This is a genomic window from Mesorhizobium sp. M1322 (assembly GCF_040318085.1).
Taxonomy (GTDB): Bacteria; Pseudomonadota; Alphaproteobacteria; order Rhizobiales; family Rhizobiaceae; genus Mesorhizobium.
This window is the reverse complement of record NZ_JAMYLP010000001.1, coordinates 24,449-48,927: the sequence shown is the minus strand read 5'-3', so window position 1 is coordinate 48,927 and position 24,479 is coordinate 24,449. Positions and strand designations below refer to the sequence as shown.

At 62.2% G+C, this 24,479-nt stretch carries 22 protein-coding genes and 1 tRNA gene; 9 read left to right on the top strand and 14 right to left on the bottom strand.

All coding sequences use genetic code 11. The features are described from left to right. Positions 1-150: 150 nt before the first annotated feature. On the bottom strand, positions 151-1,143 hold the full coding sequence (gene araD1, locus NKH12_RS00245) for an AraD1 family protein (protein ID WP_352951336.1): 993 nt from the start codon (positions 1,141-1,143) through the stop codon (positions 151-153). On the opposite strand from araD1, the gene NKH12_RS00240 reads away from it, so the two are divergent. Next, complete coding sequence (locus tag NKH12_RS00240) at positions 1,142-1,312, top strand: hypothetical protein (RefSeq protein ID WP_352951335.1); 171 nt, start codon at positions 1,142-1,144, stop codon at positions 1,310-1,312. The two genes, araD1 and NKH12_RS00240, sit on opposite strands and share 2 nt — an antisense overlap. Positions 1,313-1,432: 120 nt before the next feature. On the opposite strand, the gene mmsB is transcribed toward NKH12_RS00240, so the two are convergent. The 3 genes from mmsB to chvE form a co-directional block, all read right to left on the bottom strand. After that, complete coding sequence (gene mmsB / locus NKH12_RS00235) at positions 1,433-2,725, bottom strand: multiple monosaccharide ABC transporter permease (protein ID WP_352951334.1); 1,293 nt, start codon at positions 2,723-2,725, stop codon at positions 1,433-1,435. After that, on the bottom strand, positions 2,722-4,254 hold the full coding sequence (gene mmsA, locus NKH12_RS00230) for a multiple monosaccharide ABC transporter ATP-binding protein (RefSeq protein WP_352951333.1): 1,533 nt from the start codon (positions 4,252-4,254) through the stop codon (positions 2,722-2,724). Before mmsA ends, mmsB begins: the two co-directional genes overlap by 4 nt. Before the next feature lie 100 nt (positions 4,255-4,354). After that, complete coding sequence (chvE, locus tag NKH12_RS00225) at positions 4,355-5,419, bottom strand: multiple monosaccharide ABC transporter substrate-binding protein (RefSeq protein WP_352951332.1); 1,065 nt, start codon at positions 5,417-5,419, stop codon at positions 4,355-4,357. 315 nt (positions 5,420-5,734) lie between these two features. On the opposite strand from chvE, the gene NKH12_RS00220 reads away from it, so the two are divergent. Continuing rightward, positions 5,735-6,724, top strand: coding sequence for a LysR family transcriptional regulator (locus NKH12_RS00220; protein WP_352951331.1), 990 nt, complete (start codon positions 5,735-5,737; stop codon positions 6,722-6,724). Between the two features lie 168 nt (positions 6,725-6,892). Further along, positions 6,893-7,897, top strand: a complete 1,005-nt coding sequence (locus NKH12_RS00215; RefSeq protein ID WP_352951330.1) for a L,D-transpeptidase family protein — start codon at positions 6,893-6,895, stop codon at positions 7,895-7,897. 38 nt (positions 7,898-7,935) lie between these two features. On the opposite strand, the gene NKH12_RS00210 is transcribed toward NKH12_RS00215, so the two are convergent. The 5 genes from NKH12_RS00210 to NKH12_RS00190 form a co-directional block, all read right to left on the bottom strand. Beyond that, positions 7,936-8,817, bottom strand: a complete 882-nt coding sequence (locus tag NKH12_RS00210; protein WP_352951329.1) for a hypothetical protein — start codon at positions 8,815-8,817, stop codon at positions 7,936-7,938. Next, on the bottom strand, positions 8,814-9,209 hold the full coding sequence (locus NKH12_RS00205; RefSeq protein WP_352951328.1) for a phage holin family protein: 396 nt from the start codon (positions 9,207-9,209) through the stop codon (positions 8,814-8,816). The genes NKH12_RS00210 and NKH12_RS00205 overlap by 4 nt, the downstream gene beginning before the upstream one ends. After that, entirely contained in the window at positions 9,206-9,865 is a 660-nt protein-coding gene (locus NKH12_RS00200) for a hypothetical protein (RefSeq protein WP_352951327.1), read from the bottom strand. The genes NKH12_RS00205 and NKH12_RS00200 overlap by 4 nt, the downstream gene beginning before the upstream one ends. 643 nt (positions 9,866-10,508) lie before the next feature. Then, a complete protein-coding gene (locus tag NKH12_RS00195; protein WP_352951326.1) occupies positions 10,509-11,234 on the bottom strand; it encodes a Crp/Fnr family transcriptional regulator in 726 nt (241 codons plus the stop codon). Positions 11,235-11,455: 221 nt separating this feature from the next. Next, positions 11,456-11,529 (bottom strand) — tRNA-Gly (locus NKH12_RS00190). A gap of 283 nt (positions 11,530-11,812) precedes the next feature. Between NKH12_RS00190 and NKH12_RS00185 the strand changes: the two genes are divergently transcribed. Beyond that, complete coding sequence (locus NKH12_RS00185) at positions 11,813-12,076, top strand: DUF6460 domain-containing protein (RefSeq protein WP_135933443.1); 264 nt, start codon at positions 11,813-11,815, stop codon at positions 12,074-12,076. 76 nt (positions 12,077-12,152) lie between these two features. Here the strand turns inward: NKH12_RS00185 and NKH12_RS00180 are convergent, their stop codons facing one another. Continuing rightward, complete coding sequence (locus NKH12_RS00180; protein WP_352951325.1) at positions 12,153-13,055, bottom strand: histone deacetylase family protein; 903 nt, start codon at positions 13,053-13,055, stop codon at positions 12,153-12,155. 112 nt (positions 13,056-13,167) lie between these two features. On the opposite strand from NKH12_RS00180, the gene NKH12_RS00175 reads away from it, so the two are divergent. Continuing rightward, the gene (locus NKH12_RS00175; RefSeq protein ID WP_352951324.1) at positions 13,168-14,520 is read left to right on the top strand and encodes an MATE family efflux transporter; all 1,353 of its coding nucleotides are present in this window, start codon (positions 13,168-13,170) and stop codon (positions 14,518-14,520) included. A gap of 12 nt (positions 14,521-14,532) precedes the next feature. On the opposite strand, the gene NKH12_RS00170 is transcribed toward NKH12_RS00175, so the two are convergent. Both NKH12_RS00170 and NKH12_RS00165 read right to left on the bottom strand, forming a co-directional pair. Next, positions 14,533-15,609, bottom strand: a complete 1,077-nt coding sequence (locus NKH12_RS00170) for a quinone-dependent dihydroorotate dehydrogenase (protein ID WP_352951323.1) — start codon at positions 15,607-15,609, stop codon at positions 14,533-14,535. Beyond that, positions 15,606-15,956 (bottom strand): DUF952 domain-containing protein, encoded by a 351-nt coding sequence (locus NKH12_RS00165; RefSeq protein WP_352951322.1) that lies wholly within the window; start codon positions 15,954-15,956, stop codon positions 15,606-15,608. Before NKH12_RS00165 ends, NKH12_RS00170 begins: the two co-directional genes overlap by 4 nt. A 109-nt stretch (positions 15,957-16,065) precedes the next feature. Here NKH12_RS00165 and NKH12_RS00160 point away from each other — a divergent pair, with 109 nt between their 5' ends. After that, entirely contained in the window at positions 16,066-16,503 is a 438-nt protein-coding gene (locus tag NKH12_RS00160) for a hypothetical protein (RefSeq protein ID WP_352951321.1), read from the top strand. Between the two features lie 129 nt (positions 16,504-16,632). Next, positions 16,633-17,292 (top strand): response regulator transcription factor, encoded by a 660-nt coding sequence (locus tag NKH12_RS00155; protein WP_352951425.1) that lies wholly within the window; start codon positions 16,633-16,635, stop codon positions 17,290-17,292. A 36-nt stretch (positions 17,293-17,328) separates the two neighbouring features. On the opposite strand, the gene NKH12_RS00150 is transcribed toward NKH12_RS00155, so the two are convergent. Then, the gene (locus NKH12_RS00150; RefSeq protein ID WP_352951320.1) at positions 17,329-20,817 is read right to left on the bottom strand and encodes a hybrid sensor histidine kinase/response regulator; all 3,489 of its coding nucleotides are present in this window, start codon (positions 20,815-20,817) and stop codon (positions 17,329-17,331) included. A gap of 232 nt (positions 20,818-21,049) precedes the next feature. On the opposite strand from NKH12_RS00150, the gene mscL reads away from it, so the two are divergent. Both mscL and NKH12_RS00140 read left to right on the top strand, forming a co-directional pair. Beyond that, positions 21,050-21,472, top strand: coding sequence for a large conductance mechanosensitive channel protein MscL (gene mscL, locus NKH12_RS00145; protein ID WP_352951319.1), 423 nt, complete (start codon positions 21,050-21,052; stop codon positions 21,470-21,472). Positions 21,473-21,583: 111 nt separating this feature from the next. Next, complete coding sequence (locus tag NKH12_RS00140; protein WP_352951318.1) at positions 21,584-22,750, top strand: pyridoxal phosphate-dependent aminotransferase; 1,167 nt, start codon at positions 21,584-21,586, stop codon at positions 22,748-22,750. Between the two features lie 287 nt (positions 22,751-23,037). On the opposite strand, the gene hemA is transcribed toward NKH12_RS00140, so the two are convergent. Beyond that, entirely contained in the window at positions 23,038-24,315 is a 1,278-nt protein-coding gene (hemA, locus tag NKH12_RS00135; RefSeq protein ID WP_352951317.1) for a 5-aminolevulinate synthase, read from the bottom strand. Positions 24,316-24,479: the final 164 nt, after the last annotated feature.

The window sequence follows — 24,479 nt, the reverse complement described above, 5'->3', positions numbered from 1 at the left end:
TCGTGGGGGAGATGGCCGGCAGGCCAGAGGGGGTCGGTCCGGCCGGGCCCGGCTCTCTTTATCGCAGACGTAGGGGCTGGCGCTCTACGCGAGACGACCCCCTCTGTCGCCTTCGGCGACATCTCCCCCTCAAGGGGGAAGATCACGCCGTCAAAGCGCCTTCACCGCCACCGTCACCGGCTGCTCGATTTCAAGCGGGTTGCGCAGCGGCAGGCCGAAATCCTTGGCCTCGATCTCGAAGACGTCGCCGGCCTCGGTCCTGATGCCGTCGGCGAAGGACAGCGTTGCCGTGCCGAACATGTGCACATGAACGTCTCCCGGCTGGCGAAAGGCCGAATATTTGAAGTGGTGATGTTCGAGATTGGCGATGGTGTGCGACATGTTCGCCTCGCCCGACAGGAACGGCTTTTCCCACAGCAGCTTGCCGTCGCGGAGGATGCGCGAGGATCCCCTGACGTCGGACGGCAGGTCGCCGATCAGGATCTCCGGCCCGAACGAGGCGTTGCGCAGCTTGGAATGCGCGAGGAAGAGATAGTTCACGCGCTCGGTGACGTGGTCAGAAAACTCGTTTGACAGGGTGAAGCCGACGCGGAACGGGGCGCCGTCGTCGCCGATGACATAGATGCCGGCGACTTCCGGCTCCTCGCCGGCATCCTGGGCGAAGGCGGGCGACAGCAGTGCCGCACCGGGCGCCACCGCCATGGTGCCGTTGCCCTTGTAGAACCATTCCGGCTGCACGCCCATCTGGCCCTTGGCGGGCTTGCCGCCCTCCAGCCCCATGCGAAACATCTTCATGGAGTCGGTGAGCTGCTCTTCGCGATCGGCATCGAGTTTCTTGTGCATGGCATCGCGGGTCGCGGCGGAGCCGAGATGCGTCAGCCCGGTGCCGGTGAGGTGGAGATGCGCCGGGTCGGGATGGTTGATCGGCGACGACAGCCGCCCCTTCTTGTAGGCGGCATCGAGGTCGACCGCTTCACCGAAGCCCTTGCGCTCGATGAGGGCGACAAGTCCGGTGCCGGTGCGCGCGGCCTCCATCGCCAGCGAATAGACACTGCGGGCGCCGTTGATGATCCGGGTCTTGCCGCCGTTGCGGGCAACGACGCGAATGGTCTCTGCGTCGTCGAGGATCTGGGAGATCAGCATGATGTACCCTCTCTCAATTGCCTTTGGCCTGGCTGCCGGGTTGGCAAACCTTGACCGGCGCGGCTCGGAAGGTATCCGCGCCACTGGTGAACTCTTCGTCCGGATTGCGCTCGCGGGCCCGGTCCCCTCAGGGGACTTCTTTGCGCCGCCCGGCAGCGCCGCGATGTGACCCGTGCCTCCTAAAAGCGCGCCGCCTGTGAAAGGGGGCCCGCTTTAATCCTTGCTTTTATGCATGTCCTTGCCCCAACACGCTGCGCACGCTTGGCGACATGCATGAGTTCCCTCGCCCTCAAGCCTTGTTCTTGTTGTAGACGTCGAAGACCACGGCGCCGAGCAGCACCAGGCCTTTGACCACCTGTTGCCAATCGACATTGACGCCCATGATCGACATGCCGTTGTTCATGACGCCCATGATGAAACCGCCGACCACCGCGCCAATAACCTGACCGACGCCGCCCATCGCCGAAGCGCCGCCGATGAACACAGCGGCGATGACGTCGAGCTCGCTGCCGAGGCCCGCCGCCGGCACCGCCTGGCCAAGGCGCGCCGCAATGATCAGCCCGCCGAGCGCCGAGAGCACGCCCATATTGATGAACACCATCAAGGTCAGCCGCTCGGTCTTGATGCCCGATAGCTGCGCCGCCTTGGCATTGCCGCCCATTGCGTAGATACGGCGGCCGACCGTCATGCGTTTGGTGACGAAGACGAACAGCGCGATCAGCACGCCCATCACCACGAGAACGATTGGCAGACCCCTGTAGGTGGCGAACTGGTAGACCAGGAACAGCGCTAGGGCGCTGGTCACCAGGGTCTTGACGACGAACAGCGTAAAAGGTTCGGCTTCGTAGCCATGCCGCTCGCGGCTGCGCCGTGCTCTGAGCCCGAAATAGGCATAGGCGAGCACGGCGACGAGGCCGATCACGATCGTCGTCATGTGCAGCGTCAGCCCGCTGCCGACGATGGTCTTGCCGGCGGCGTTCACGACCGGCGGGATCAGCGTCAACGAGCCGATCACGTCCGGAATGAAGCCGGAGCTGAGCGCCTTGAAGCCGGCTGGAAGCGGCCCCACGGACGACCCGCCACCCAGCAGCGCCTGGCAGATGCCGCGGAAGATCAGCATCCCCGCCAGCGTGACGATGAAGCTCGGTATTCGGTGATAGGCAATCCAGTAGCCTTGTGCCGCGCCGATCGCGCCACCGACGATCAGGCAGATGATCGACACCACCAGCGGATTGCTGAAAGGGCCGAGAGGCCAGATGACCATCATCATCGCAGCCAGCGCACCGATGAAACCGGCGACGGACCCGACGCTGAGATCGATGTGGCCGGAGACGATCACCAGCAGCATGCCCAGCGCCATCACGATGATGAAGCTGTTCTGCTGCACCAGGTTACTCAAGTTCACCGGCTTGAACAGCGTTCCGGACGTCGTGTACTGGAAGAACACCATGATGGCGATCAGCGCCAGGATCAAGCCGTATTCGCGCAGGTTGGTGACCAGCGCCGAGACGGCAACGCGCGGCCCCTGCTGCACATCTTCGGCGACGCCGCTTTTCGGGACGGGAGCGCTTTCGGTGCTCATGATGCTTTTCCTTCTCCGCGAACGATGGCGCGCATAATCTTTTCCTGGCTGGCATCGCTCGCCGCCATTTCGCCGACGATACGTCCTTCGTTCATGACATAGATGCGGTCGGTGATGCCGAGCAGTTCGGGCATCTCCGACGAGATGACGATGATCGCCTTACCCTCCGAGGCGAGACGCGCGATGATCGTATAGATTTCATACTTGGCGCCAACGTCGATGCCGCGGGTCGGCTCGTCGAGGATCAGCACCTCCGGATTGGCGAACAGCCACTTCGACAGCACCACCTTCTGTTGATTGCCGCCCGATAGATTGCCGGTCATCTGATAGACGCTGGAGGAGCGGATGTTGGTCTTGGCCTTGTAGTCGTTGGCGACGGCGAGCTCGCGCATGTCGTCGATCACGCTGTGGCGCGACACGCCGGGAAGATTGGCCAGCGTGATGTTGTGCTTGATGTGATCGATCAGATTGAGACCGTAGGTCTTGCGGTCTTCGGTGACGTAAGCAATGCCGTGTTCCACTGCCTTGCTGACAGAGGAGACATCGATGGGTTCGCCCTTGAGCAGCACCTCGCCCGTGATGCGGCGGCCATAGGAGCGGCCGAACAGGCTCATCGCGAATTCGGTGCGTCCGGCGCCCATCAGCCCGGCGATACCCACCACCTCGCCCTTGCGGACGTCGATGTCGATGCTCTTGATCACTTGCCGCTCGGCATGGATCGGGTGATAGACCGACCAGTTCCTCACCTGGAGGACGATCTCACCGATCTCGGGCTCGCGCGACGGGTAACGGTCGTCCAGCGAGCGGCCGACCATTGAGGTGATGATGCGGTCTTCCGAAATGTCTTTCTTAGGCAGCGTCTCGATGGTCCGCCCGTCGCGGATGATCGTGACCTTGTCGGCGACCCGGTTGATCTCGTTGAGCTTGTGCGAGATCAGGATCGAGGTGATGCCCTGCCGCTTGAATTCGAGCAGCAGGTCGAGCAGCGCCTGGCTGTCCTTTTCGGACAGGCTCGCCGTCGGTTCGTCGAGGATCAGCAGCTGCACTTCCTTGCTGAGCGCCTTGGCGATCTCGACCAGTTGCTGCTTGCCGACACCGATATTGGTAATCAGCGTCTTGGGGTCTTCCTTAAGGCCCACCTTCTTGAGCAGAGCGCTGGTGCGCGCCTCGTTGGCGTCCCAGTCGATGACACCGTATCTGGCGTGCTCGTTGCCGAGAAAGATGTTTTCGGCGATCGACAGCATCGGAACCAGCGCGAGTTCCTGGTGGATGATGACGATGCCGCGGCGCTCGCTGTCGTGGATGCCCTTGAAATGGCACTCATCGCCGCGATAAACGATCTCGCCGTCATAGGTGCCGGATGGATACACGCCCGACAGCACCTTCATCAGCGTCGACTTGCCGGCGCCGTTCTCGCCGACAACGGCGTGAATCTCGCCTTCCTCGACGCTGAGGTTGACATTCGACAGCGCCTTGACGCCGGGAAACGTCTTGGTGATGTCACGCATCTCCAAAATCGTCGAGGCCATCAGGAATACCACTCCTCCGAGGTCCGGTAACAATACCGGGGTCGCTCGCTAACGAAAAGGGGTCCTGCGTTACGCAGGACCCCGGGTTTTACAACTGCGGTTACTTCAGTTCTTCGGCCTTGATGTAGCCGGAATCGACCACCAGCGCCTGGTAGTTCGACTTGTCGACCTCATGCGGCGTCAGCAGGATCGAGGGGACGACCTTGACGTCGTTGTTGTAGGTCTTGGTATCGAGGCCTTCCGGCTTGCCACCCGAGAGCACTTTGTCGACGAGCTCGACCGTCGCCTTGGCGAGTTCGCGGGTGTCCTTGAACACGGTCGAGTACTGCTCGCCGGCGATGATCGCCTTGACCGAAGCGGTTTCGGCGTCCTGGCCGGTGACGATCGGCCAGGGCTGATCGGCCGTGCCGTAACCGACGGCGCGCAACGAGGCGATGATGCCGCGCGACAGACCGTCATACGGCGAAAGTACGCCATCGACGCGGCTGCCATCCGAATAATTGGCGGAGAGCAGATTGTCCATGCGGGCCTGCGCCGTCGCTGCCAGCCAGCGGAGCGTGCCGACCTTGTCCATGCCCATCTGGCCGGACTTCACGACGAGGGTCTTGTCGTCGATCAGCGGCTGGAGAACGGACATCGCGCCGTCGTAGAAGAAGAAGGCGTTGTTGTCGTCCGGCGAACCGCCGAACAGCTCGACGTTGAACGGGCCCTTGTTTTCCGGATAGCCGAGGCCCTTGAGCAGCGATTTGGCCTGGATGACGCCGACGCCGAAATTGTCGAACGTGGTATAGTAGTCGACATTCGGGGTCTTCTTGATCAGCCGGTCATAAGCGACGACGACGACGCCGGCGTCAGCCGCCTTCTGCAGCGCGTCCGACAACGTGGTGCCGTCGATCGAGGCGATGATCAGCGCCTTCGGGCCCTTGGTGATTTCGTTTTCCAGCTGGCTGAGCTGATTGGGGATATCGTCCTGCGCATATTGCAGGTCGACAGTGTAGCCCAAAGCCTCGAGCTGGGACTTGACGGCGTCGCCGTCGTTGATCCAGCGCTGCGAGGTCTTGGTCGGCATCAGCACGCCGACGAGGCCTTCGCCTGCCTGCGCCGGGACCGTCATGGCCGCGATGCCAAGGGCCGCGACTGCGGCCAGTGTCTTGATGATCTTCACATTAACTCTCCCTGGTTGATGGACGCGCACCCTGGGTTTCGTGGGCCGCGCGATCGTGCAGGAGCGCCAAACGCGCCGCTGCCGTCATATCGATCTCCGGTATCCTCCCAATCGGCCCTGAGACTCCGGTTCCGGTCGATGCGATTTTTCTCGCTGGCGACGGTCAAGCCTCAGGACGTGCGAAGGGTGTGGCTCTTTGCCATAACTGTCAAATGCGATCTTTGGTGGTTGCTATACCCAAACTGATATACTGAAAGTGGACAACAGACCTGGCCGGATTGCCGGCCGACCACGAGCGAGGAGCAAACGGAGATCATGGCGGCGCTACGGGATCCTGCTGGACTTTCAGACAATTATGGCGAAAGTCCCGGCAGGAGTGAGACCCTGCTGCGCAGCGGCCTCAGCCTGCGCCACATGCGTATGATCGCAGCCCTCGATGACCATGGCCGGGTCAGCGCGGCAGCCCAGGTCATGAACATTTCGCAGCCCGCCGCCTCGCGCATGATCGCTGAGATGGAGGCGGTGCTCGATGTCAAGTTGTGCGAAAGGCTGCCGCGCGGCATCACGCTGACACCCTATGGCAAGGCGTTGGCGAGGCGCGCGCGTTCGATCCTGCTCGAGATGCGTGAAGTCGACCGCGAGATATCCGAGCTCAAGGCGGGCAAGGGCGGCTCGGTGTTCCTCGGCGCGGTGACCGCCCCTGCGATCGAGCTCGCCGTGCCGGCGATCCGCGAAATCCGGCGCATCTATCCGCGTATCGAGATCACTATGCAGGTCGAGACTTCCAATGTGCTGGCGCGCGAGCTGATCGCCACACGTCACGATTTCATCATCGCGCGCATCCCCGACGACCTTAATCCACGGCTGTTCGAGGCCCGCGTTATCGGCGTCGAAAAAGCCTGCCTGATCGTGCGCCGCGGCCACCCGCTGGCTAAGGGTAAGGCGGTGCGGCTGGAGGAGACCGCCGCCTACGACTGGGTTTTCCAGTCGGGCGGCTCGCCGCTGCGCCAGGCGATGGAGAGCAATTTCCTGAACCGCAACATCGCGCTGCCGGATCGCATCCTCAACACCAGCTCCCTGCTCCTGACCCTGGTCATGGTCGCGCAGTCGGACGCCATCGCGCCGGTGTCGATCCAGGTGGCGAAATTCATCCAGAACCCCGAGGGGCTGGCCGGCGCCATCGACGTTGTCCAGACCGAGTTCGACATCGAGGTCAGGCCTTACAGCCTGATCACCGTTAAAAATCGCGCGCTGTCGCCGGCGGCCAAGATGCTGCACGACTTCATTTTGAGAGAGGTAGGCTGACGGCGTTAAAAACAAGCAATCCATCGCCAATCCGTTGCATAGCTTTCGCAGTGCCCGGCTCTTCGGTCATGTCGCTTCAATTCAGAATATCGCTCGAGCGAAGGAACCACGCAGGGCTGTGCCGCGTCATAGAGGCGGGCTCCTGTTGCAGTCCCAGCGAGGCTATCGATGATCAGGTTTCTCCTCGTATTCGCCGCGACGCTTGCCTTCGCATGCGGCGGGACGGGGGCGGCCAAGCTGGACCTGACCACCGTCAATCAGGCCCAGTTCGCCGCCGGCGAACCGAAGGGTGTCGATCCGACCGTGCTGAAGGCGCAGATTCTTTTGGATCGCGCCCGCTTCTCGCCGGGTCTGATCGACGGCCGCCTTTCACAGAACTTCACGAAGGCGGTTAGCGCCTTTCAGACGGCGAACGGCCTCCATCCCGACGGCAAGCTCACTCGGGAGACCTGGGACAAGTTAATGACAACCTCGGCCAACCCGGTGCTGGTCACCTATGAGCTGACGCGCAAGGATGTGCGCGGACCCTTCACCAGGCGTATTCCGGCTCGCATGGAGAGGATGGCCCGGCTGCGGCGGCTCGGCTATCGCACCGCGGCGGAGAAGCTGGCGGAGCGCTTCCATATCAGCGAACAGTTGCTCAGGATGCTCAATCCGGGCATCGGCTTCAGGAAGGCCGGCAGGACCTTGGTGGTGCCTGATATTGGCCGGGGCGATCCTCCCGCTGGCGTTGCCCGCATCGAGGTCGACAAGGGCGCTCGCCTGGTGCGGGTGCTCGATCCTTCCGGCAAATGGCTCGCAGTCTACCCCGCCTCGATTGGGAGCGATGAAAACCCGGCGCCAAGCGGCATGGCGGAGGTCAGGCGCGTGGTGCGCAACCCGACCTATCACTATGATCCGGACTTCGCTTTCAAGGGAGTCAAGACCAAGCGGCCCTTCACCATCGCTGCCGGGCCGAACAATCCGGTGGGATCGGTCTGGATCGATCTCTCCATCGAAAGCTACGGCATCCACGGCACGCCCGAACCGGGCAAGATCGGCACGACCTTCTCGCATGGCTGCATCCGACTGACCAATTGGGATGCCGAAGATCTCGGCTCCATGGTGCAGCCGGGCACGAAAGTCGAATTCAAGAACGAGGTCGCCCACACCACCGACGAGCTGGCTCCGTAGCAAGCCAGCAGACCTGCTCTCGCAGCCTGGTGGAGCCGCTATGAGCTTGTAGAAGACCCGTCCGACGACCCCGGCAAACGATCGCGAATGGCTTCCTCGGTTCGCTTTGCGGTCGACTCCACGACCTTGCCGACCTTGCCTGCCAGCGTGTCGGCATCTCCACCCGAGCCTTGCCGGTCGGCCTCTTCCTTGACCGTTTCGTAGGCCTCGGCGGCAACTTGCTTTGCTTGCTCCAGACCCATTTCGAAAACCTCCTCCGCACTGTCGCGAATTTTGTCGCGGTAGGCGCCAAGGTGCTCGTCCTCTGTGGCTGTGTGGGGCAGCATCACCCCGATGGCAGTGCCCAGCGCAAGTCCGACTGCGGCGATAGCCAGCGGTTCGCGCTCGAAGAGCTCTTGTGCCGATTGGCGCGTCCGAGCCGTTATCTCGCTGGCGCTTGAGCCGAGCTGTCCGGCGGTTTTTGTCATCCTCTCCTTGGCGCCAGTTGCAGCGTTTGCTGCAGCTTCGGCCGCGCCGCTTGCTGCTGATGTAACTGAACCGGCGGTATCGGAGAGCATCGCCCCGATTCCGGACCCTTCGTTGCCCTGGCTGAAATCGTCGCCGCGCAGGTCGGAGAAAGCGTCGGGAGCCGTGCCTGTCCGATATGTGGCAGCTGCTGAACTGGTTCCTGACGTGCCGTTGCCGAGCATAAGCCACGCCAGCCCGGCTCCAATCAACGTCAGCGGCAACGGGTTGTCCCTGACTTGCGACTTGAGGTTGCCAAGCATGGCCGATCCCTCGCCGCCGGCGAACATTCCGGTAAATTCGTCGATCAATTGACCCGGTGTCATCTTGCTGCGGATCGAATCGGCGGTGTCTGCTACTTTGGCTCGGGCGATGTCGGCATCGCGTTCGAGCTCGGCTGCGGATTTGTCGCTCATCTTATTTGATCCTTGATCACGCGCGCGTCGCGCTTGAGTTGGTCTTGTGTGCGATCGGGCGTCAGCTCGGAAGGAGCCATGCTTTTCGTGCCAGAGCGCAAGAGAATGATTCCCAGTATCGCGACAGCGATCCCGACCAGCAGCGAGGACCACCCCGCTCCCAGCCCGGCACTTGCCAGGGCGATTACGAGTGCTTGCAAAAGCACCATCAAGGCCGCGAGAAGACATATGGCGCCGGCCAGAATCTCGGCGGCGCCTGCGCCGGCCTTGCTAAGTTTTTCCGACATTTCGGCCCGCAACAGCCTACTTTCGGTTTGAAGCAGCGTTGTGACCTGCTGTGCCAGATCGCTGACGAGGGTTGCGAGGCCGCGACTTTCCTGGTTGTTGGTCATGGGTTCTGCTCCAGGCCGGCGCCGGCCCAGTCGTCGCCGGCCACGTCCCTGTCGCCTCTGGGCTGGTTGAAGCGGGACGGCGTCGTGTCAGATGCCTCTGTCGATCGCGTAGCGGACTTATCCGAGTTCCAAACCGTTTCTGAACCCCCGTCTGGTTGCGATCGACTCTGAGTCTCGGTCCGGGCAGATGGTGGCGAGCTCTTGATAAACCGCCCTAGCGCCAGGCCTGCCAACACTGAACCGGCGATCAGCGCACCTGAATTTTCGCGGCCGAACGACCGCATCTCGCCAAGCACGTCTTCGAATGGTTTGTCCTTCAACGAAGATGAAAGGCGTTCAAGTGCGCCGGCGGCATCGAGGGTGAACTTCGAAGCGGTCCGTTGATCATTATTGGCCAGATGCTCGCTTGCTGCTCGCAACGCTCCGCTAAAGGCCTTTAGGTTGGAGCTGATATCGCGCTGTGTTCCCTCGGCCTTGTCGAACAACGCCTGCTTGGCGTCAGCAGCGTAGTCGCCCGCCTTCCTGGTGAGTTCGTCGCGCGCATCGTGGAGCGCCTCTGTCGCGGTCTGCGTTTCCTGCTGGAACCGCTCGGACAGTTCGCTTTTGGCTGTTTCGAAATCGGCCGGCTTACGGCCCTGATCGTCTTCGCGCTGCATGGTGTTCTCCTAATGGAATCCGAGGAAGGAGAGGATCGCAAGCACGACGACGACAAGGCCGATGAGATAAATGACACTGTTCATGGTGGCAATCTCCTCCATTGCCTACCGAACTTGCCGGGGGCAAACAGGTTCCATCACTTCAAACTAAATTAGTGATAGTGAAACAACCGGCGAGCCCGTTGAAGTCTCATGGAAGTTCGCACGCGCCGTGTGCCAAGACGCGGACCTAGGCCGTGCGGTCATTGGTCCACGGCTCTGCGCATGGGCTTCAGGGTTTAAGGTTAGTATAACGAGGCACCACGCCTAGCTCTCATTAAGGTCAAAGCTCACCGGAAGGTTGTAGTCTATTGCACGATTAGCAATCATGTTCGCTAGGTCGGAATCAGAGACCGAACGTGCCGGAACAATCTGTTTGAGCGCTTAACGGCGAGGCCCGTCGAGATGAAACTATGGCGCCGCCTGCGAATATTTACATAATGTTCGATGAGATTTTCGAGTTCACGCATGTTCAATCCTTCTTTGACGTCAACCGTGTCAATTGAACCCAGCCGTAATCGATCCGGAGCGAGGGCTCATTCACATTGTTTAGTTGACGAGAAATCTTGATCGCATCAGCGCTGACGCGTCCTGGCCGAGGCGGTCACCGCGGTTCATGGAAGAGATTTAGGTAGGTCGCATCAAAGTCGGCCAGTAAGGCCAATCGCTGGAAATCCAGGATAACAATCCTCCTGTCTTTCCAGATAACCAGGTCCTTCGCTCGAAGATCCTGCAGCGTCCGGTTCACGTGAACTACTGATAGACCAAGCACGTCGCTCAATTCCGCTTGCGTCAGTGGAATTGCAAACGTCTGGTCAGAGGCCAATCCAACTATTTCTAACCGGACATACAACTCGCAAATTATATGTGCGAGATGCTGTTTGGCGGAGCGACGCCCGAGGCAGGTTATCCAAGTTCGTTGGATTGAGGCATCGATAGTCGTCGAAAGCCAGAGCATCCGGGCGAGATGTGGACTTCCACCCATTGCTGTGAGCAGGTCTTTGTGTCGAATGAAAACTACATCGCACGAACCCAGGGCGCTCACGCTGTGATCCATCACTTTTAACAGTAAACTATGCAGATCGACAAAGTCTCCCGGCACGTGAATTGCCGTTATTTGACGCTTTCCTTCCCGAATAGCCTGGTTTCGAACTGCGAAACCATTCGCGACAAGACAGCTTTCGGCGGGGCGGGAACCCTCCCTGACGATCTCCTCATCGGGTCCGAAAGTTACCGGCCGGACCGGAAGAGCCTCAATAAGCGCGATCTCGTCTGGCGGCAGGGTGTCGCGGCGGTCGAGCATGCGAACCAAGAGGTCTTTCCCGAACATCGCGGTGCCTTTTGACCAGCAACGCGGATCAGCATCCTTTGTTGCCGCCTCTCATTAGAATCACGTTATATGCCGCCGACCTAGACCCGATCGGGTGGGCAACCTGTGACTGCCGACGCCGGCCGGCTCGACTTCATTCCGCCGATGATGCCTACCTTGGAGGCCAAGTTGGCGTCTACCGCTCGCAGATTGCCATCAACCTCAATCCCTTCAGGGTAAGCTGGAGCGGGTAGCGGGAATCGAACCCGCGCGTTCAGCTTGGGAAGCTGACAAGCTACCATTACATCATACCCGCGCAGCAGCCTCGTTACCACGCAAGCCGGCATTCGGGCAATCGTTAAGCGTGCACTCGTGCCTCGCCAGACGTCCGACTGTTACGCCGTCGTGGCAAGGGCATCGTCTGTGGCAAAAGCCGGCCAGTATTTCGAAATTGCCAGGTCACAGCGGGCTGCGTTGCAACATAGGCAAGCCGCCATCCGGAGCAGCTGGGAGTCGGCGACCCGCCTTGATGCCAGCGCGGCAAGTGCGTATTTCTGGACCTGTGCCCGAATCGGGGCAACCGAATCTGGAGACATCCCTTGTCCGCACTGACGCGCTTTCTCGGCGATTCGCCGCTCCGGGTGTTCCTGAAGCTGCTGGTGGTATCGTTCCTCGTCGGCCTTGTCATGAACGCATTCGGCTGGTCGCCGATGGATGTGCTCTACGGTATCCGGAATTTCTTCGTCGATCTCTGGAATCTGGGCTTCCGCGCCATTGACCGTTTTCTCGGCTATATCCTGCTGGGCGCGGCGATCGTCATTCCGGCCTTCATCCTGCTCAGGATCGCCAACTATCGGAAATAGAGCATGACCCGAGCCGAAGGTCAGTGTAGCAAAGCTCCGCTGACCTGTGGTTCGGCAGGGAAATCCTAGAAGGCCGTCAGGCGAAGCCTGACGCCACTTCGAACAGGATGGAATGGCGCGCGGCGAGGGCCGCCACATCAGTCGAATAGCCACCGCCGATAACTCCGCAGACCGGGACGCCGCGCGCGCGGAAATGACGGATCACCATGTCGTCGCGGGCGCGCAGCCCCTCGTTCGACAACGACAACCTGCCAAGCCGGTCCTCGGCATGAACGTCAACCCCGGCATTGTAGAAAACGATGTCCCACCGCGCCTTGGCGGTGAGTTCCGGCAGGACGCCGCCCAACCTTTCGAGATAGGCCGCATCGCGGGTGCCATCGGGCAGAGCGATGTCGAGGTCGGAAGCGATCTTTCGCGTCGGATAGTTGCGGTCGCCATGCATGGAAAAGGTGAACACGCGCCGCTCCTCGCCAACAATGTCCGCCGTGCCGTCGCCCTGATGCACGTCGAGATCGACGATCAGGATGTTGCCGGTGGCAGCTTCGGCAAGCAGCACCAGTGAAGCCACGGCAACATCGTTGAAGGTGCAGAAGCCGGCGCCTTGCGCGCGCCGCGCATGATGGCTGCCGCCGGCGGTATTGCAGGCGATGCCGTTCAGCAACGCCAGCCGCGCTGCCAGCACGGTGCCGCCCGTTGCGAGCTGCGCCCTGAGCGAGACGCGCGGGCCCACCGGAAAGCCGATCTCGCGCTCGATTTTTTCAGGCACTTCGCAGGCCAGCACCTGGTCGACATAACCGGCGGCATGGGCAAGCTTCAGCCATGATGCCGGCGCCGGTTCGGGCACGTTGAGAGCGGCGGGGCCGGTCAGTCCGCGCGCGCCCAAGGCTTCCATCAGCAGCTTGTATTTGCTCATGGGGAAGCGATGGTTGACGGCGAAGCCGGCGTCGTAGTCGGGATGATGAACGATCTGCAGGGGCATTTGGGTGGTTTACGGCGGGTGCGCCAGAGGCGGGTTTCGGTTGGCCGTGGCGGGATGAGTGGTTGCGCGGCGTCCGGAAACTGGGCCACATCGGCCGTTCGATCAAGCCACGATGGGGAATCGGGTCCTGGATCAGGTGTCAGCAGCGGCCAACGGCCGGTCTTTCGTCGTCACCAACCGCTCGGTGCTCGCCATCGCGGTGCCGATGACGCTTGCCTATCTGACGACGCCGCTGCTCGGCATCGTCGACACGGCCGTGGTCGGGCAGTTGGGCGACGCTGCCCTTCTCGGTGGTCTGGCGGCGGGCGCCTTGGTCTTCGATGTCGTCTTCACCTCCTTCAATTTCCTGCGCTCCGGCACCACCGGTCTCGTCGCCCAGGCTCTCGGACGCGGCGACGAACTGGAGGAACAGGCGGTGTTCTGGCGTGCCGTGCTGATCGCGGTCGTCGCCGGCATTGTGTTTGCCGCACTTGCGCCACTGGTCGCCATCGCCGGACAATGGTTTATGGATGCTGAGCCGCGCGTCAGCGAGGCGATGGCCGTCTATATCCGCATCAGATTGCTCGCCGCACCGTTCTCGCTGATCAACTACGCCATCCTCGGCTATGTGCTGGGGCGCGGCGAGGGCGGGCTGGGACTGATGCTGCAATTGGTGCTGAACGGCATCAACATTGCGCTCTGCATCCTGCTGGGGCTGGAGCTCGGCTGGGGCGTCGCCGGCGTCGCCTGGGCGACCGTCACCGGTGAATTCGTCGCCATGCTGCTTGGCCTGGCGATCATCGGCCGGCGTTTCTGGGCAGCGCCCCGGCTGCCGCGCCATCGCATCCTCGACCTGTCGGCATTCCTGAGCATGATGTCGCTCAACCGTGACATCATGATCCGGTCGTTTTCGCTGCTCGCCGCCTTCGCGCTGTTCACCCGCCAAGGCGCGCAATTCGGCACGGTGACGTTGGCCGCCAACGCGGTGCTGATGAATTTCTTCCTCATCGCCGGCTATTTCCTCGACGGTTTCGCCACGGCGGCCGAACAGCTCGCCGGGCGTGCCGTGGGCGCGCGTGCCGCGGTGCAATTCCGGCAGGCGGTGCGGCTGACCCTGTTCTGGGGCTTCGGGCTGGCGGCCACGGCGACGCTTGTCCTTTTGCTGGGCGGTACTGATCTGGTTGCGCTGATCACGACCTCGGAAGACGTTCGCGCCGTTGCCGACATTTATTTGCCCTGGGCGGCGTTCACCGCACTCAGCGGCGTGCTGGCGTTTCAGATGGATGGCGTCTTCATTGGCGCGACCTGGTCGCGCGACATGCGCAACATGATGCTCTTGTCGTTCCTTGTCTTTAGCGCGGCCTTGCTCATCTTGGCGCCGGCCTTCGGCAATCACGGCCTGTGGGCGGCGCTGCACGTCTTCCTGCTGGTGCGCGGCTTCAGCCTGCTTGCCATTTTGCGCGTGCGGATGCGGACGGCGTTTTAGAGCGACTTCGGGTTAGAGCGGCTTGGACGCCCATTGATTGAGGCTGCTATCGCGCAACTCGCGCAGCGACTTGAGCCGTTGCTTGTCCGCGAACCGGACCATCCCGGCAAGAATGCGGCCCGGCAGCGTAGGCCCGGCGTAGATCATGCCGGTGTAGAGCTGGACGAGATCGGCGCCGGCGCGGATCTTTTCCAGTGCCGTATCAGCAGAATCGACGCCGCCAACGCCGATGATGGCGCGGTCCGGGCCAAGCAGTTTCCGCATCTTTGCCAGCGCGATGGTCGAACGCTCGAACAACGGTTTTCCCGAAAGCCCGCCGGTCTCGCCGGCAAGACCGGCGCTGCGCAGCCTCGGCCGCGCGATGGTGGTGTTGGAGACGATGACACCGTCTATTGCCTTCTCGGTGACCTCGGCGGCGATATCCTCCAGTTCGGCCTCGACTAGATCCGGCGCGATCTTGAGGAAGACGGGCGGCTGCGCTGCCGCTGCCGTACGGGCGGCCATGACGCGCGATAGGAGCTCGCTAAGCTGTTCACGGGCCTGCATGTTGCGCAGACCCGGCGTGTTCGGCGAGGAGATGTTGACCGTCAGATAGTTGGCGTATGGCGCAAACCTGACAACACCGCGTTCATAGTCACTGACGCGGTCGGTGCTGTTCTTGTTGGCACCGATATTGACGCCGACGATGCCGGCGCGGCCCTTGCGGGCGGCAAGCCGTTCTTCGGCGGCCTCGTGACCCCCATTGTTGAAGCCCAGCCGGTTGATCACCGCTTCGTCCGATGTCAGCCGGAAGATACGCGGCTTCGGGTTGCCGGCCTGCGGCAGCGGCGTGATCGTCCCGATCTCGGCAAAGCCGAAGCCGAGGCCAAGCAGCGCATCGGGAACCTCGGCATTCTTGTCGTAGCCGGCAGCCATGCCGAGCGGATTGGGGAAATCGATGCCGCAGATGCTGACTTTCAGCCTGTCGTCGCGCACGGGTCCCCCGGCTATCGGCAGCCCGCATTTCAGCGCGGCGATCGACAGGCCGTGGGCGGCTTCCGGATCGAATGCGAACAGGAACCTCTGGCCGAGCCGGTCGAGCACGCTCATTCGGCCTCCAGCGTCGGGAATTGGTGCAGGCCATCGGTGCCGAGCGGCAACGGTTGCACCCAGACGACGGCCCTGAGGTCGAGCGGGCCATAAAGATGCGGGAACAGCGCACCGCCGCGCGAGACCTCGTATTTCAGCAAATCACCCAGTTTGGCGCCATCGATGGCGACCAGCAGTAGCCCGATCTGGCCGGCAAAGTGTTTTGCCGCCGTTTCCTCGGCCTGGTCGGCGGTGGAAAAATGGATGAAGCCGTCGGCGAGGTCGACCGGCGCGCCGGTGAAGCGGCCATCTCTTTCGGCCTCGCGCCACAACGGTTCAGGTACTATCTTGTAGATAATTTGAGACATGGTTGCGCTATAGTCCGAACCAACCATGCGGGGAAGGGTGCGCCAGAGTTCTTCCCCATTTCCGGCGCAAACATGCGATAAATTCCGCTTACTGGCTATGGAGGACAATATGCGTCCGCAGCACGTCTTAATCCCCGCAGCGCTCGTCTCGCTCGTCGCGGCATCGGCCTTTTCCGAGGAAGCAGACCGCTACCGGCTGGAAAAGTCGGCCAATGGCTATGTCCGCATGAACACGCAGACCGGTGCGATGTCGATCTGCGAGGAGCGTTCCGGCCAGCTCGTCTGCAAGATGGCGGCCGATGAACGCGCCGCCTTCCAGGACGAGATCGACCGGCTGCAGAATTTGGTGACGACGCTCGACCAGCGCGTGGTAAAGCTCGAGAACTCGCTTGCCGCCCGCTTTGAGTCGACATTGCCCAGCGAGGAGGATTTCAACAAGACGATGAGCTACATGGAGCGCTTCCTGCGCAGCTTCATGGGAATCGTCAAGGACATGGAAAAGGACAGTGGCGAGGATGGCGCCGAGCCCAATCCGCAAAAAACCTGAGCACCATTCACCCGGGGGAAACGCCGGCGCATAGCCTTTGCCGCTTGAAAACGGCTGATATCGCCGCATAATCGTTCGACTGATCCCATAAGAAGCAGACAATCATCAATGGTATTTGGGGAGGACCATGTGCCGTCAGGCTACACTTTCGTCATCGCCGACGACCATCCGCTTTTTCGCGGCGCGCTGAGAGAGGCGCTTGCCGGCATCGGCAACGTCGCCGGCATTCACGAGGCCGGCGATTTCGAAAGCGCCAAGGCGCTGGTCGTGGCCAATGAGGACGTCGATTTGGTGCTGCTCGACCTGTCCATGCCGGGCGCGAGCGGCCTTTCCGGTCTGATCTCGCTGCGCGGCATCCATCCGACGGTGCCGCTGGTGGTGGTGTCGGCGCATGACGACCCGGTGACCATCCGGCGCGCGTTCGATCTCGGCGCTTCGGGTTTCATCTCCAAATCGGCCAGCATGGAGGAGATCCGCAGCGCTGTGCAGTCGGTGCTTGCCGGCGATATCGCCGCGCCCACCGGCATCGATCTCGGCGTCGAGCGCGATCCCGAGATATCCGATCTGATCAAGCGGCTGCAGACGCTGACGCCGCAGCAGACGCGCGTGCTCGGTATGCTGGGCGAAGGGCTGCTCAACAAGCAGATCGCCTACGAACTCGGTGTCTCCGAAGCGACGATCAAGGCGCATGTCTCGGCCATTCTGCAGAAGCTTGGCGTCGACAGCCGCACCCAGGCGGTGATCCTGCTGTCCAAGATCGGCAGCGACCCGCTGCCGGCAGCCAGCTGAACCTTTGGCTCCGGGTCAACAGGAAGATTATGACCGCTACTCGGCCGCGGACGCCAGCGGCCTGACCCTGGCCATCATCGAGCGCAGCACTGCTGGTTTGAGCGGCTTGTTGATCACCGGCACGTCGAGCCTGCCGGCGGTGGCGCGCACCTCGCTCGAGCGGTCGGCGGTGACCAGCACGGCCGGCATGTCCTGGCCGTGGATCGCGCGCAGTTTAACGATCGCGTCAAGGCCGGTCTCGCCGTCGAGATGGTAGTCGGCAAGCACGATGTCGGGGCGATGCATGCCGGACCCTTCGATATCCCCCGAGCCGGCAAACGTGTCGACGCTGCAGCCCCAGCCTTCGAGCAGCGCCCGCAACCCGGCGCGCATGCGGGCGTCGTTGTCGATACAGAGCACGCGGAGCCCGGCAAGCGAGGCAGCAGTGCGGACCGGCGTCTTCGCCTCGACCTCGCGCCGCGGCTGCTGCACTGCCGCGACCGGCAGGATGACGGAAAAGCGCGTGCCCTTGCCCGGGCTTGAAAAGATCTGGAGTTCGAGGCGTAAGACGCGAGCGATGCGATCGACGATGGAAAGGCCGAGCCCGAGGCCGTCAGCTTCGCGCGCGCCCTCGTCGAGCCGGGTGAATTCGTGAAAGACCGTGTTCAGCTTGTCGGCGGCGATGCCGATGCCGGTATCGATCACCTGGATCTCGGCCAGTTCGCCGCGACGCCGCACGCCGACCAGGATACGGCCATGCCGGGTGTATTTGATGGCATTGGATACGAGATTCTGGATCAGGCGGCGCAACAGATTGCGGTCAGTAGTCACGCTGAGCGACGATGGCATGATCGTCAGGCTGAGTTTCTTCTCGGCGGCAAGCGGCTGAAAGTCGTTGCCGATCTGGCGCAGCAGTTCGTCCAGGCTGAAGGCCGTATCGTCCGGTTTCATCGCGCCGGCATCAAGACGGGAAATGTCGAGCACCGCACCGAGAATGGTCTCGACCGATTCCAGCGCGGATTCGATGTTGGTCGCAGCCTTGCCCGCAGGTCCCTTGCCGGCCTTTTCGATCAGCGACGAGCAATAGAGACGAGCAGCGTTCAGCGGTTGCAGGATGTCATGGCCGGCGGCAGCGAGGAAGCGGGTCTTGCCGAGATTGGCCTCCTCCGCCAGCATCTGCGCCTGCGCCAGCTCCTCGTTGACGCGGGTCAGTTCGACGGTGCGGTTCTTGACGCGCTGTTCGAGCGTTTCATTGGCGCGCTTCAGCGCCAGATCCTGCTCGACGCGCCCGGAAATGTCGGCATAGGTGGCGACGATGCCGCCGTCCGGCATCGGGTTGGAGCGCAATTCCAGGATGCGGCCGCTGGTCTTCAGCTCCATCTGCCACGGGCTGACGAAACTGGTGAGGCGGTTTAGCATCGCCACCCGCTGGTCGGCCGGAATGTCGCCACGATCGGCCAGATGGCGCAGGATGCGGTCGAGCGAGACGCCGACCTGCCCCATCTCGTCGGGCAGGTCGAACAGCGCCCGATATTGGCGGTTCCAGCAGATCAGCCGGAAATCCCTGTCGAAGACGGTGATGCCCTGTTCCATCTGGTCGAGCGCGATCTGCAGCAGGTCGCGGTTGTGCTGCAGCGCCTCGGTGGCGTCGTCGAGCAGGCGGAAGGCGTCCTTGGATTCGCGATCGTTGCGGCGCAGCAGCAGCGACAGGATCAGCCGCGCTGAGGAGGAGCCGACGGCACTTGCCAGAAGCTGCTCGGAGAAGCGGATGACGTCCATGCTGGCCTGCTCGTTGCCGTGCAGCGAAGCGCCGTTGCTCTTTTCGAACGACTGAAAGGACCGTTCAGTGCGTTCGACGCCAAGGTAGCGCGCGATAGTGTCTTTGAGGTCGTTGACGGTGACTGTGGTGCGGAAGCGGCGCAGGCTCGGCATCGGGCTCGCCTCGCGCGGCACGAAAATCGACGCCTGGATGCGCTCCAGCGGCACCGACGCGCGCGACAGCGAGCCTAGCACGAAGAACAGCGTGTTGACCGACAGGCTCCACAGGACGCCGTGGTTCAGCGGCTCGGCGACGGTGCCGAACAGCGCTTGCGGCCGCAATGCTTCGAAACCGAACAGGCCGTGGACGACGATGCCGGTATCGGACGCGGCGAGCGAAGGAAGTAGCAGCGTATAGGTCCAGACTACGATGCCGGCGACCATGCCGAGTGCCGCCCCCCTGCCGTTGGCGCCGCGCCAGATCAGTCCACCGATCAAGGCCGGCGCGAACTGCGCGATGGCGGCGAAGGACATCAGGCCGATAGAGGAGAGCCGCGCGCTGTCGGTGCTCTCGCGATAGTAGAGGAAGGCGATGAACAGCATGATGAAGATCGCCGCACGGCGCACGTTGAGGATGAGCGCTGACCAGTCCTCGTTCTCGGATGTCGTGGTCTTGAGCAGGCGACGCACAAACAGCGGAATGATGAGGTCGTTGGAGATCATGATCGACAGCGCGACGCTTTCGACGATCACCATCGCTGTCGCCGCCGACAGGCCGCCGATGAAGGCGGCCATGGCCAACACATCGTGACCGCTGAGCAGCGGCAGCGACAGGACATAGAGGTCGCTGCTGGTTCTGGTGCCGACCAGCGCCAAACCGGCGAGCGCGATCGGCAGCACGAAAAGGTTGATCGCCACCAGATAGAGCGGAAACACCCATGTCGCGGTGCGTAGTTCGGCCTCGCTGCGGTTCTCGACGATCGTGACGTAGAACTGGCGCGGCAGCATGATGATGGCGAAACCGCTTAGACATGTCAGCACCAGCCAGGTGGCGAGAGACGTACTGTAGCTCATCGCTTGCTGAACTTGCGTATTCTGCGCCAGCTTGTCGACCATATCGCCTGGGCCGCCGAAGATCAGGAACGTCACCATCAGGCCGATCGCCAGAAAGGCGGCGAGCTTGACCACGGTTTCCACCGCTACCGCCAGCACCAGCCCATCCTGGTGTTCGGTGGCGTCGGCATGGCGCGTGCCGAACAGCACCGCAAACAGCGCAAGCAGCATGGCGACGACCAGCGAGATGTCGCTGACGAAGGGATCGAAGGAAGGCGGCGAGCCGGTGTAATGCTCGACCATCAGGCTGACCGAACCGGAAATCGCCTTCAACTGCAGCGCCATGTAAGGTACCGCGCCGATCGTCGCGATCAGCGTGGCGATGGCTGCTACGGCAAAACTCTTGCCGTAGCGGGCGCCGAGGAAGTCGGCAATCGAAGTGATCTTCTCTGTCTTGGCCAGCCTGACGATGCGCCGAAGCAGCGGAAAGCCGAACACGAACACCAGCACCGGGCCGATATAAATGCCGAGGAACTCAAGGCCGCGCTCGGAGGAAAGGCCGACCGAACCGAAGAACGTCCAGGAGGTGCAGTAGATCGCCAGGCTGAGCGCATAGATGAAGGGCCGGGCCCGGTCAGGTCCGGATGTCGTTGAGCGCCGGTCGCCGAGGCTGGCGATGACGAACAGCAACGTCACATAGGCGATCGCGATGATGACGATAAACCAGCCCTGCACGGCCTGAAAATCCTCCCTTGCCGATTTTGCATCCGGCCTGCTGAGACGCAATCACAGCTTGGCGATCAAGTCCATCGCGGTTTTCGGCGCAGGATGGCTCGGTTCCGGGAAATTTTGGCCGGTGGAAACCGTCTTTTGCCAATGCTGCAACCGCAGGTTTTTTGCTATTGTGCCACTGGCCAAACGAAGCGGGCAGAGGAGGCGGCCTGGCCGCCGAGACATGGAGGGTCGAATGCTGAAAGAATTCCAGGAATTCATTTCGCGGGGCAATGTCATGGACTTGGCCGTCGGCGTCATCATCGGCGCCGCCTTCGGCAGAATCGTCGATTCCCTGGTCAACGACATCATCATGCCGATCATCGGTGCGATTTTGGGCGGACTCGACTTCAACAACTATTTCCTGCCTTTGTCCTCGGCGGTCAACGCCACTTCGCTGGCCGACGCCAAGAAGCAGGGCGCAGTCTTCGCCTATGGCAGTTTCATCACCGTCGCGCTGAATTTCATCATCCTCGCCTTCATTATCTTCCTGATGGTCAAGGCCGTGAACAATCTGCGCAAGCGGCTGGAGCGTGAGAAGCCAGCTGCGCCTGCCGCTCCGCCGCCGGCCGACGTTGCGCTGCTCACCGAAATTCGTGATCTCCTCGCCAGGAAATAATCCGAAGACACATTCCCTGGACCAAAACCCCGGTCGATTTCGGCCGGGGTTTTCTATTTTCGCCTGTCGCAAAACACGCTAGCTGTCCAGAAGTCGAAAACGGATTGTTCCATGACCTTGATCGAGAATTTGCGCGCCGAGGCCCGAGCCGCGCCGGAAAGCGGCATTGTCGCCGTCATGAACCGCGGCCGCGACCGCGACGGCATGATCCCGCTCTGGGCCGGCGAGGGTGACCTGCCGACACCCACCTTCATCACCGACGCCGCTGCCCTGGCGCTGGCCGGCGGTGAGACCTTCTATACCTGGCAGAAAGGCATCCCCGAGCTGAGACAGGCGCTCGCCCGCTACTACATCAGGCATTTCGGCAAGAGCTTCGCCGAGGAAGAATTCGTCGTCACCGGCTCGGGCATGCACGCCATCCAGTTGGCGCTCGACGCCGTCGCCGGCAACGGCGACGAGGTCGTCTATCTGTCGCCGGCTTGGCCGAACTTCGCCGCTGCCGCCAGCCTGGCGGGCGCTATCCCGGTCGCTGTCACGCTCGACCAGTCCGGCAATGGCTGGTCCAGCGACGTCGGCAAGATCGAGGCGGCGATCACGCCAAGGACAAAGGCGCTGTTCGTCAACACACCGTCCAACCCGACTGGCTGGACCGCCGACAGGGAGACGCTGCAGGCGATCCTCGACCTTGCCCGCGAAAGGGGCCTGTGGATCATCGCCGACGAGATCTATTCGCTGTTCCACTACGGCGATAGTCGCGCGCCGTCCTTCATCGACATCATGGCCGATGAGGATCGCATCCTGTTCGTCAACAGTTTTTCCAAGAACTGGGCGATGACCGGCTGGCGCGTCGGCTGGATTAAGACCCATCCCTCGCTGCAGCAGGTGTTCGAGAACCTGGTCCAGTATTCGACCTCCGGCGTTGCCCAGTTCATGCAGCGCGGCGCGGTCGTCGCCCTCGACGAAGGCGATGCCTTCATCGTCGAGCAGGTGGAGCGGGCGAGGGCGGCGCGTGACCTGGTCTGCAGCATCCTGGCTGCGACCGGCAGGGCACGCTTTACCGTGCCGCAGGGCGCGTTCTATCTGTTCTTCGCGGTCGACGGCATCACCGATTCACGCGCCGCTGCTTTCAACATCGTCGACCGCGCCAATGTCGGCCTGGCGCCCGGAACTGCATTCGGTCCCGGCGGCGAAGCCTTCCTCAGACTGTGCTTCCACCGCCGCCTCGACCAGCTCGAGGAAGCCGCGCACCGGCTGGCGAAATGGATGACGAGCGTGTGAGAGTCAGGTCCGCCAAGGTGTGAGCAAGCATCTGGATCGCTGCTCTCCTCGGCCACTGTAACGGCATGGATCCTAGGGTCTGCGCTCCGCTTCGGGAGGGTTCAAGCTAATCTCCGACGTCCGCGATTTGCCTTGTGCCATCACGCGTTCGTCATCCTTGGGCGGAGCAGGAGCGAAGCGACGTCGCGGAGACCCTAGGATCCATGCCGTCACCACTGAGCGTCGCAGCACTGAAGAATAAGGCGGCACCAATGGGCGGCTACCACAATGATGCCCTCGGCTGAAGCTCAGCCGCCGGACTTCGGCACCAGCAGCGGAATGACGCGGTCGCTTTCCCTCACGGCCGGCCGGCCCGCCGAACCGTACGAGATACCCAAAGCATCCCAGGTCTCGACCAGCGCATCCTGAAGTTCCGCGATCAATTGATCCGAATGGAATGGCGTCGGCGTGATGCGCAGCCGTTCGGTGCCGCGCGGCACGGTCGGGTAGTTGATCGGCTGGATGTAGATGCCGTGGACGCCGAGCAGGCGGTCGCTGGCCATCTTGCAGAGCTCGGGATCGCCGACGAGCAGCGGCACGATGTGGGTAGCGGAGTCCATCACCGGCAGGCCGGCGGCGGTAAGAATCTGCTTGGTCCGCGTCGCCTGGCGCTGCTGCGCGTCGCGCTCGGCCTGTGAGCGCTTCAGATGGCGGATCGACGTGGTCGCCGCGGCTGCGATGGCCGGCGGCAGCGCCGTGGTGAAAATGAAGCCCGGCGCATAGGAGCGCACGGCATCGATCACGGCACTTGTGCCGGTGATATAACCGCCGAGCGTGCCGAACGCCTTGGCCAGCGTGCCTTCGATGATGTCGATACGGTCGGCCAGCCCTTCGCGCTCGGTGATGCCGCCGCCGCGCGGTCCGTACATGCCGACGGCATGGACCTCGTCGATATAGGTCATGGCGTTGTAGCGTTCTGCGAGATCGACGATCTGCCTGATGGGCGCGATGTCGCCATCCATCGAATAGACGCTCTCGAAGACGATCAGCTTGGCGCGTTCGCGGCCTGCCGACTGCAGCAGGCTTTCCAGATGTGCAACGTCGTTGTGGCGGAAGATCTTCTTCTCGGCGCCCGAACGCCGCACGCCTTCGATCATCGAGGCGTGGTTCAACTCGTCCGAAACGATCAGGCAGTTGGGCAGAAGCCGCGCAATGGTCGAAATCGAGGCTTCGTTGGAGACGAAGCCGGAGGTGAAGACGAGTGCGGCTTCCTTGTCGTGCAGGTCGGCCAGTTCGAGTTCGAGCTCGACCAGCGGATTGCTGGTGCCGGAGATGTTGCGGGTGCCACCGGCGCCAGATCCCATCTTGCCGGCGGCGTTCTGCATCGCCGCGATGACGTCTGGATGCTGGCCCATGCCGAGGTAGTCGTTGGAGCACCAGACGGTGATTTCCTGGGCGCGGCCGTTGGCGCGCCAGATGGCGCGTGGGAATTTCCCCACGATGCGCTCCAGGTCGGCGAAGATGCGATAGCGACGCTCTGCGTGGAGCTGGTCGATCGCGTCTTCGAAGAACCGCTGATAGTTCATTTCGGCTTCCCAATTTTTGCGTGGGATCATAATCATTGCCCTATTCGACGTCTACTTGGCCTTTTTGGTCAAAATGCCACGCCCCAAGCCTGTTCCTAACGACCACGGATCATGGCCTATTCCCTTGATGTGCATGAATTTTGTTTCAAGACGATGCCACGCGC

Bases quoted from the DNA above. Each gene is read 5' to 3' on its own strand.
- mmsA (WP_352951333.1), bottom strand. From the start codon at position 4,254: ATGGCCTCGACGATTTTGGAGATGCGTGACATCACCAAGACGTTTCCC.
- NKH12_RS00205 (WP_352951328.1), bottom strand. From the start codon at position 9,209: ATGACCAACAACCAGGAAAGTCGCGGCCTCGCAACCCTCGTCAGCGAT.
- mscL (WP_352951319.1), top strand. From the start codon at position 21,050: ATGCTGAAAGAATTCCAGGAATTCATTTCGCGGGGCAATGTCATGGAC.
- mmsB (WP_352951334.1), bottom strand. From the start codon at position 2,725: ATGAGCACCGAAAGCGCTCCCGTCCCGAAAAGCGGCGTCGCCGAAGAT.
- NKH12_RS00140 (WP_352951318.1), top strand. From the start codon at position 21,584: ATGACCTTGATCGAGAATTTGCGCGCCGAGGCCCGAGCCGCGCCGGAA.
- hemA (WP_352951317.1), bottom strand. From the start codon at position 24,315: ATGAACTATCAGCGGTTCTTCGAAGACGCGATCGACCAGCTCCACGCA.
- NKH12_RS00160 (WP_352951321.1), top strand. From the start codon at position 16,066: ATGCGTCCGCAGCACGTCTTAATCCCCGCAGCGCTCGTCTCGCTCGTC.
- NKH12_RS00170 (WP_352951323.1), bottom strand. From the start codon at position 15,609: ATGAGCGTGCTCGACCGGCTCGGCCAGAGGTTCCTGTTCGCATTCGAT.
- NKH12_RS00175 (WP_352951324.1), top strand. From the start codon at position 13,168: ATGGGGAATCGGGTCCTGGATCAGGTGTCAGCAGCGGCCAACGGCCGG.
- NKH12_RS00215 (WP_352951330.1), top strand. From the start codon at position 6,893: ATGATCAGGTTTCTCCTCGTATTCGCCGCGACGCTTGCCTTCGCATGC.
- NKH12_RS00180 (WP_352951325.1), bottom strand. From the start codon at position 13,055: ATGCCCCTGCAGATCGTTCATCATCCCGACTACGACGCCGGCTTCGCC.
- NKH12_RS00240 (WP_352951335.1), top strand. From the start codon at position 1,142: ATGATGTACCCTCTCTCAATTGCCTTTGGCCTGGCTGCCGGGTTGGCA.
- NKH12_RS00200 (WP_352951327.1), bottom strand. From the start codon at position 9,865: ATGCAGCGCGAAGACGATCAGGGCCGTAAGCCGGCCGATTTCGAAACA.
- araD1 (WP_352951336.1), bottom strand. From the start codon at position 1,143: ATGCTGATCTCCCAGATCCTCGACGACGCAGAGACCATTCGCGTCGTT.
- NKH12_RS00165 (WP_352951322.1), bottom strand. From the start codon at position 15,956: ATGTCTCAAATTATCTACAAGATAGTACCTGAACCGTTGTGGCGCGAG.
- NKH12_RS00210 (WP_352951329.1), bottom strand. From the start codon at position 8,817: ATGAGCGACAAATCCGCAGCCGAGCTCGAACGCGATGCCGACATCGCC.
- NKH12_RS00220 (WP_352951331.1), top strand. From the start codon at position 5,735: ATGGCGGCGCTACGGGATCCTGCTGGACTTTCAGACAATTATGGCGAA.
- NKH12_RS00195 (WP_352951326.1), bottom strand. From the start codon at position 11,234: ATGTTCGGGAAAGACCTCTTGGTTCGCATGCTCGACCGCCGCGACACC.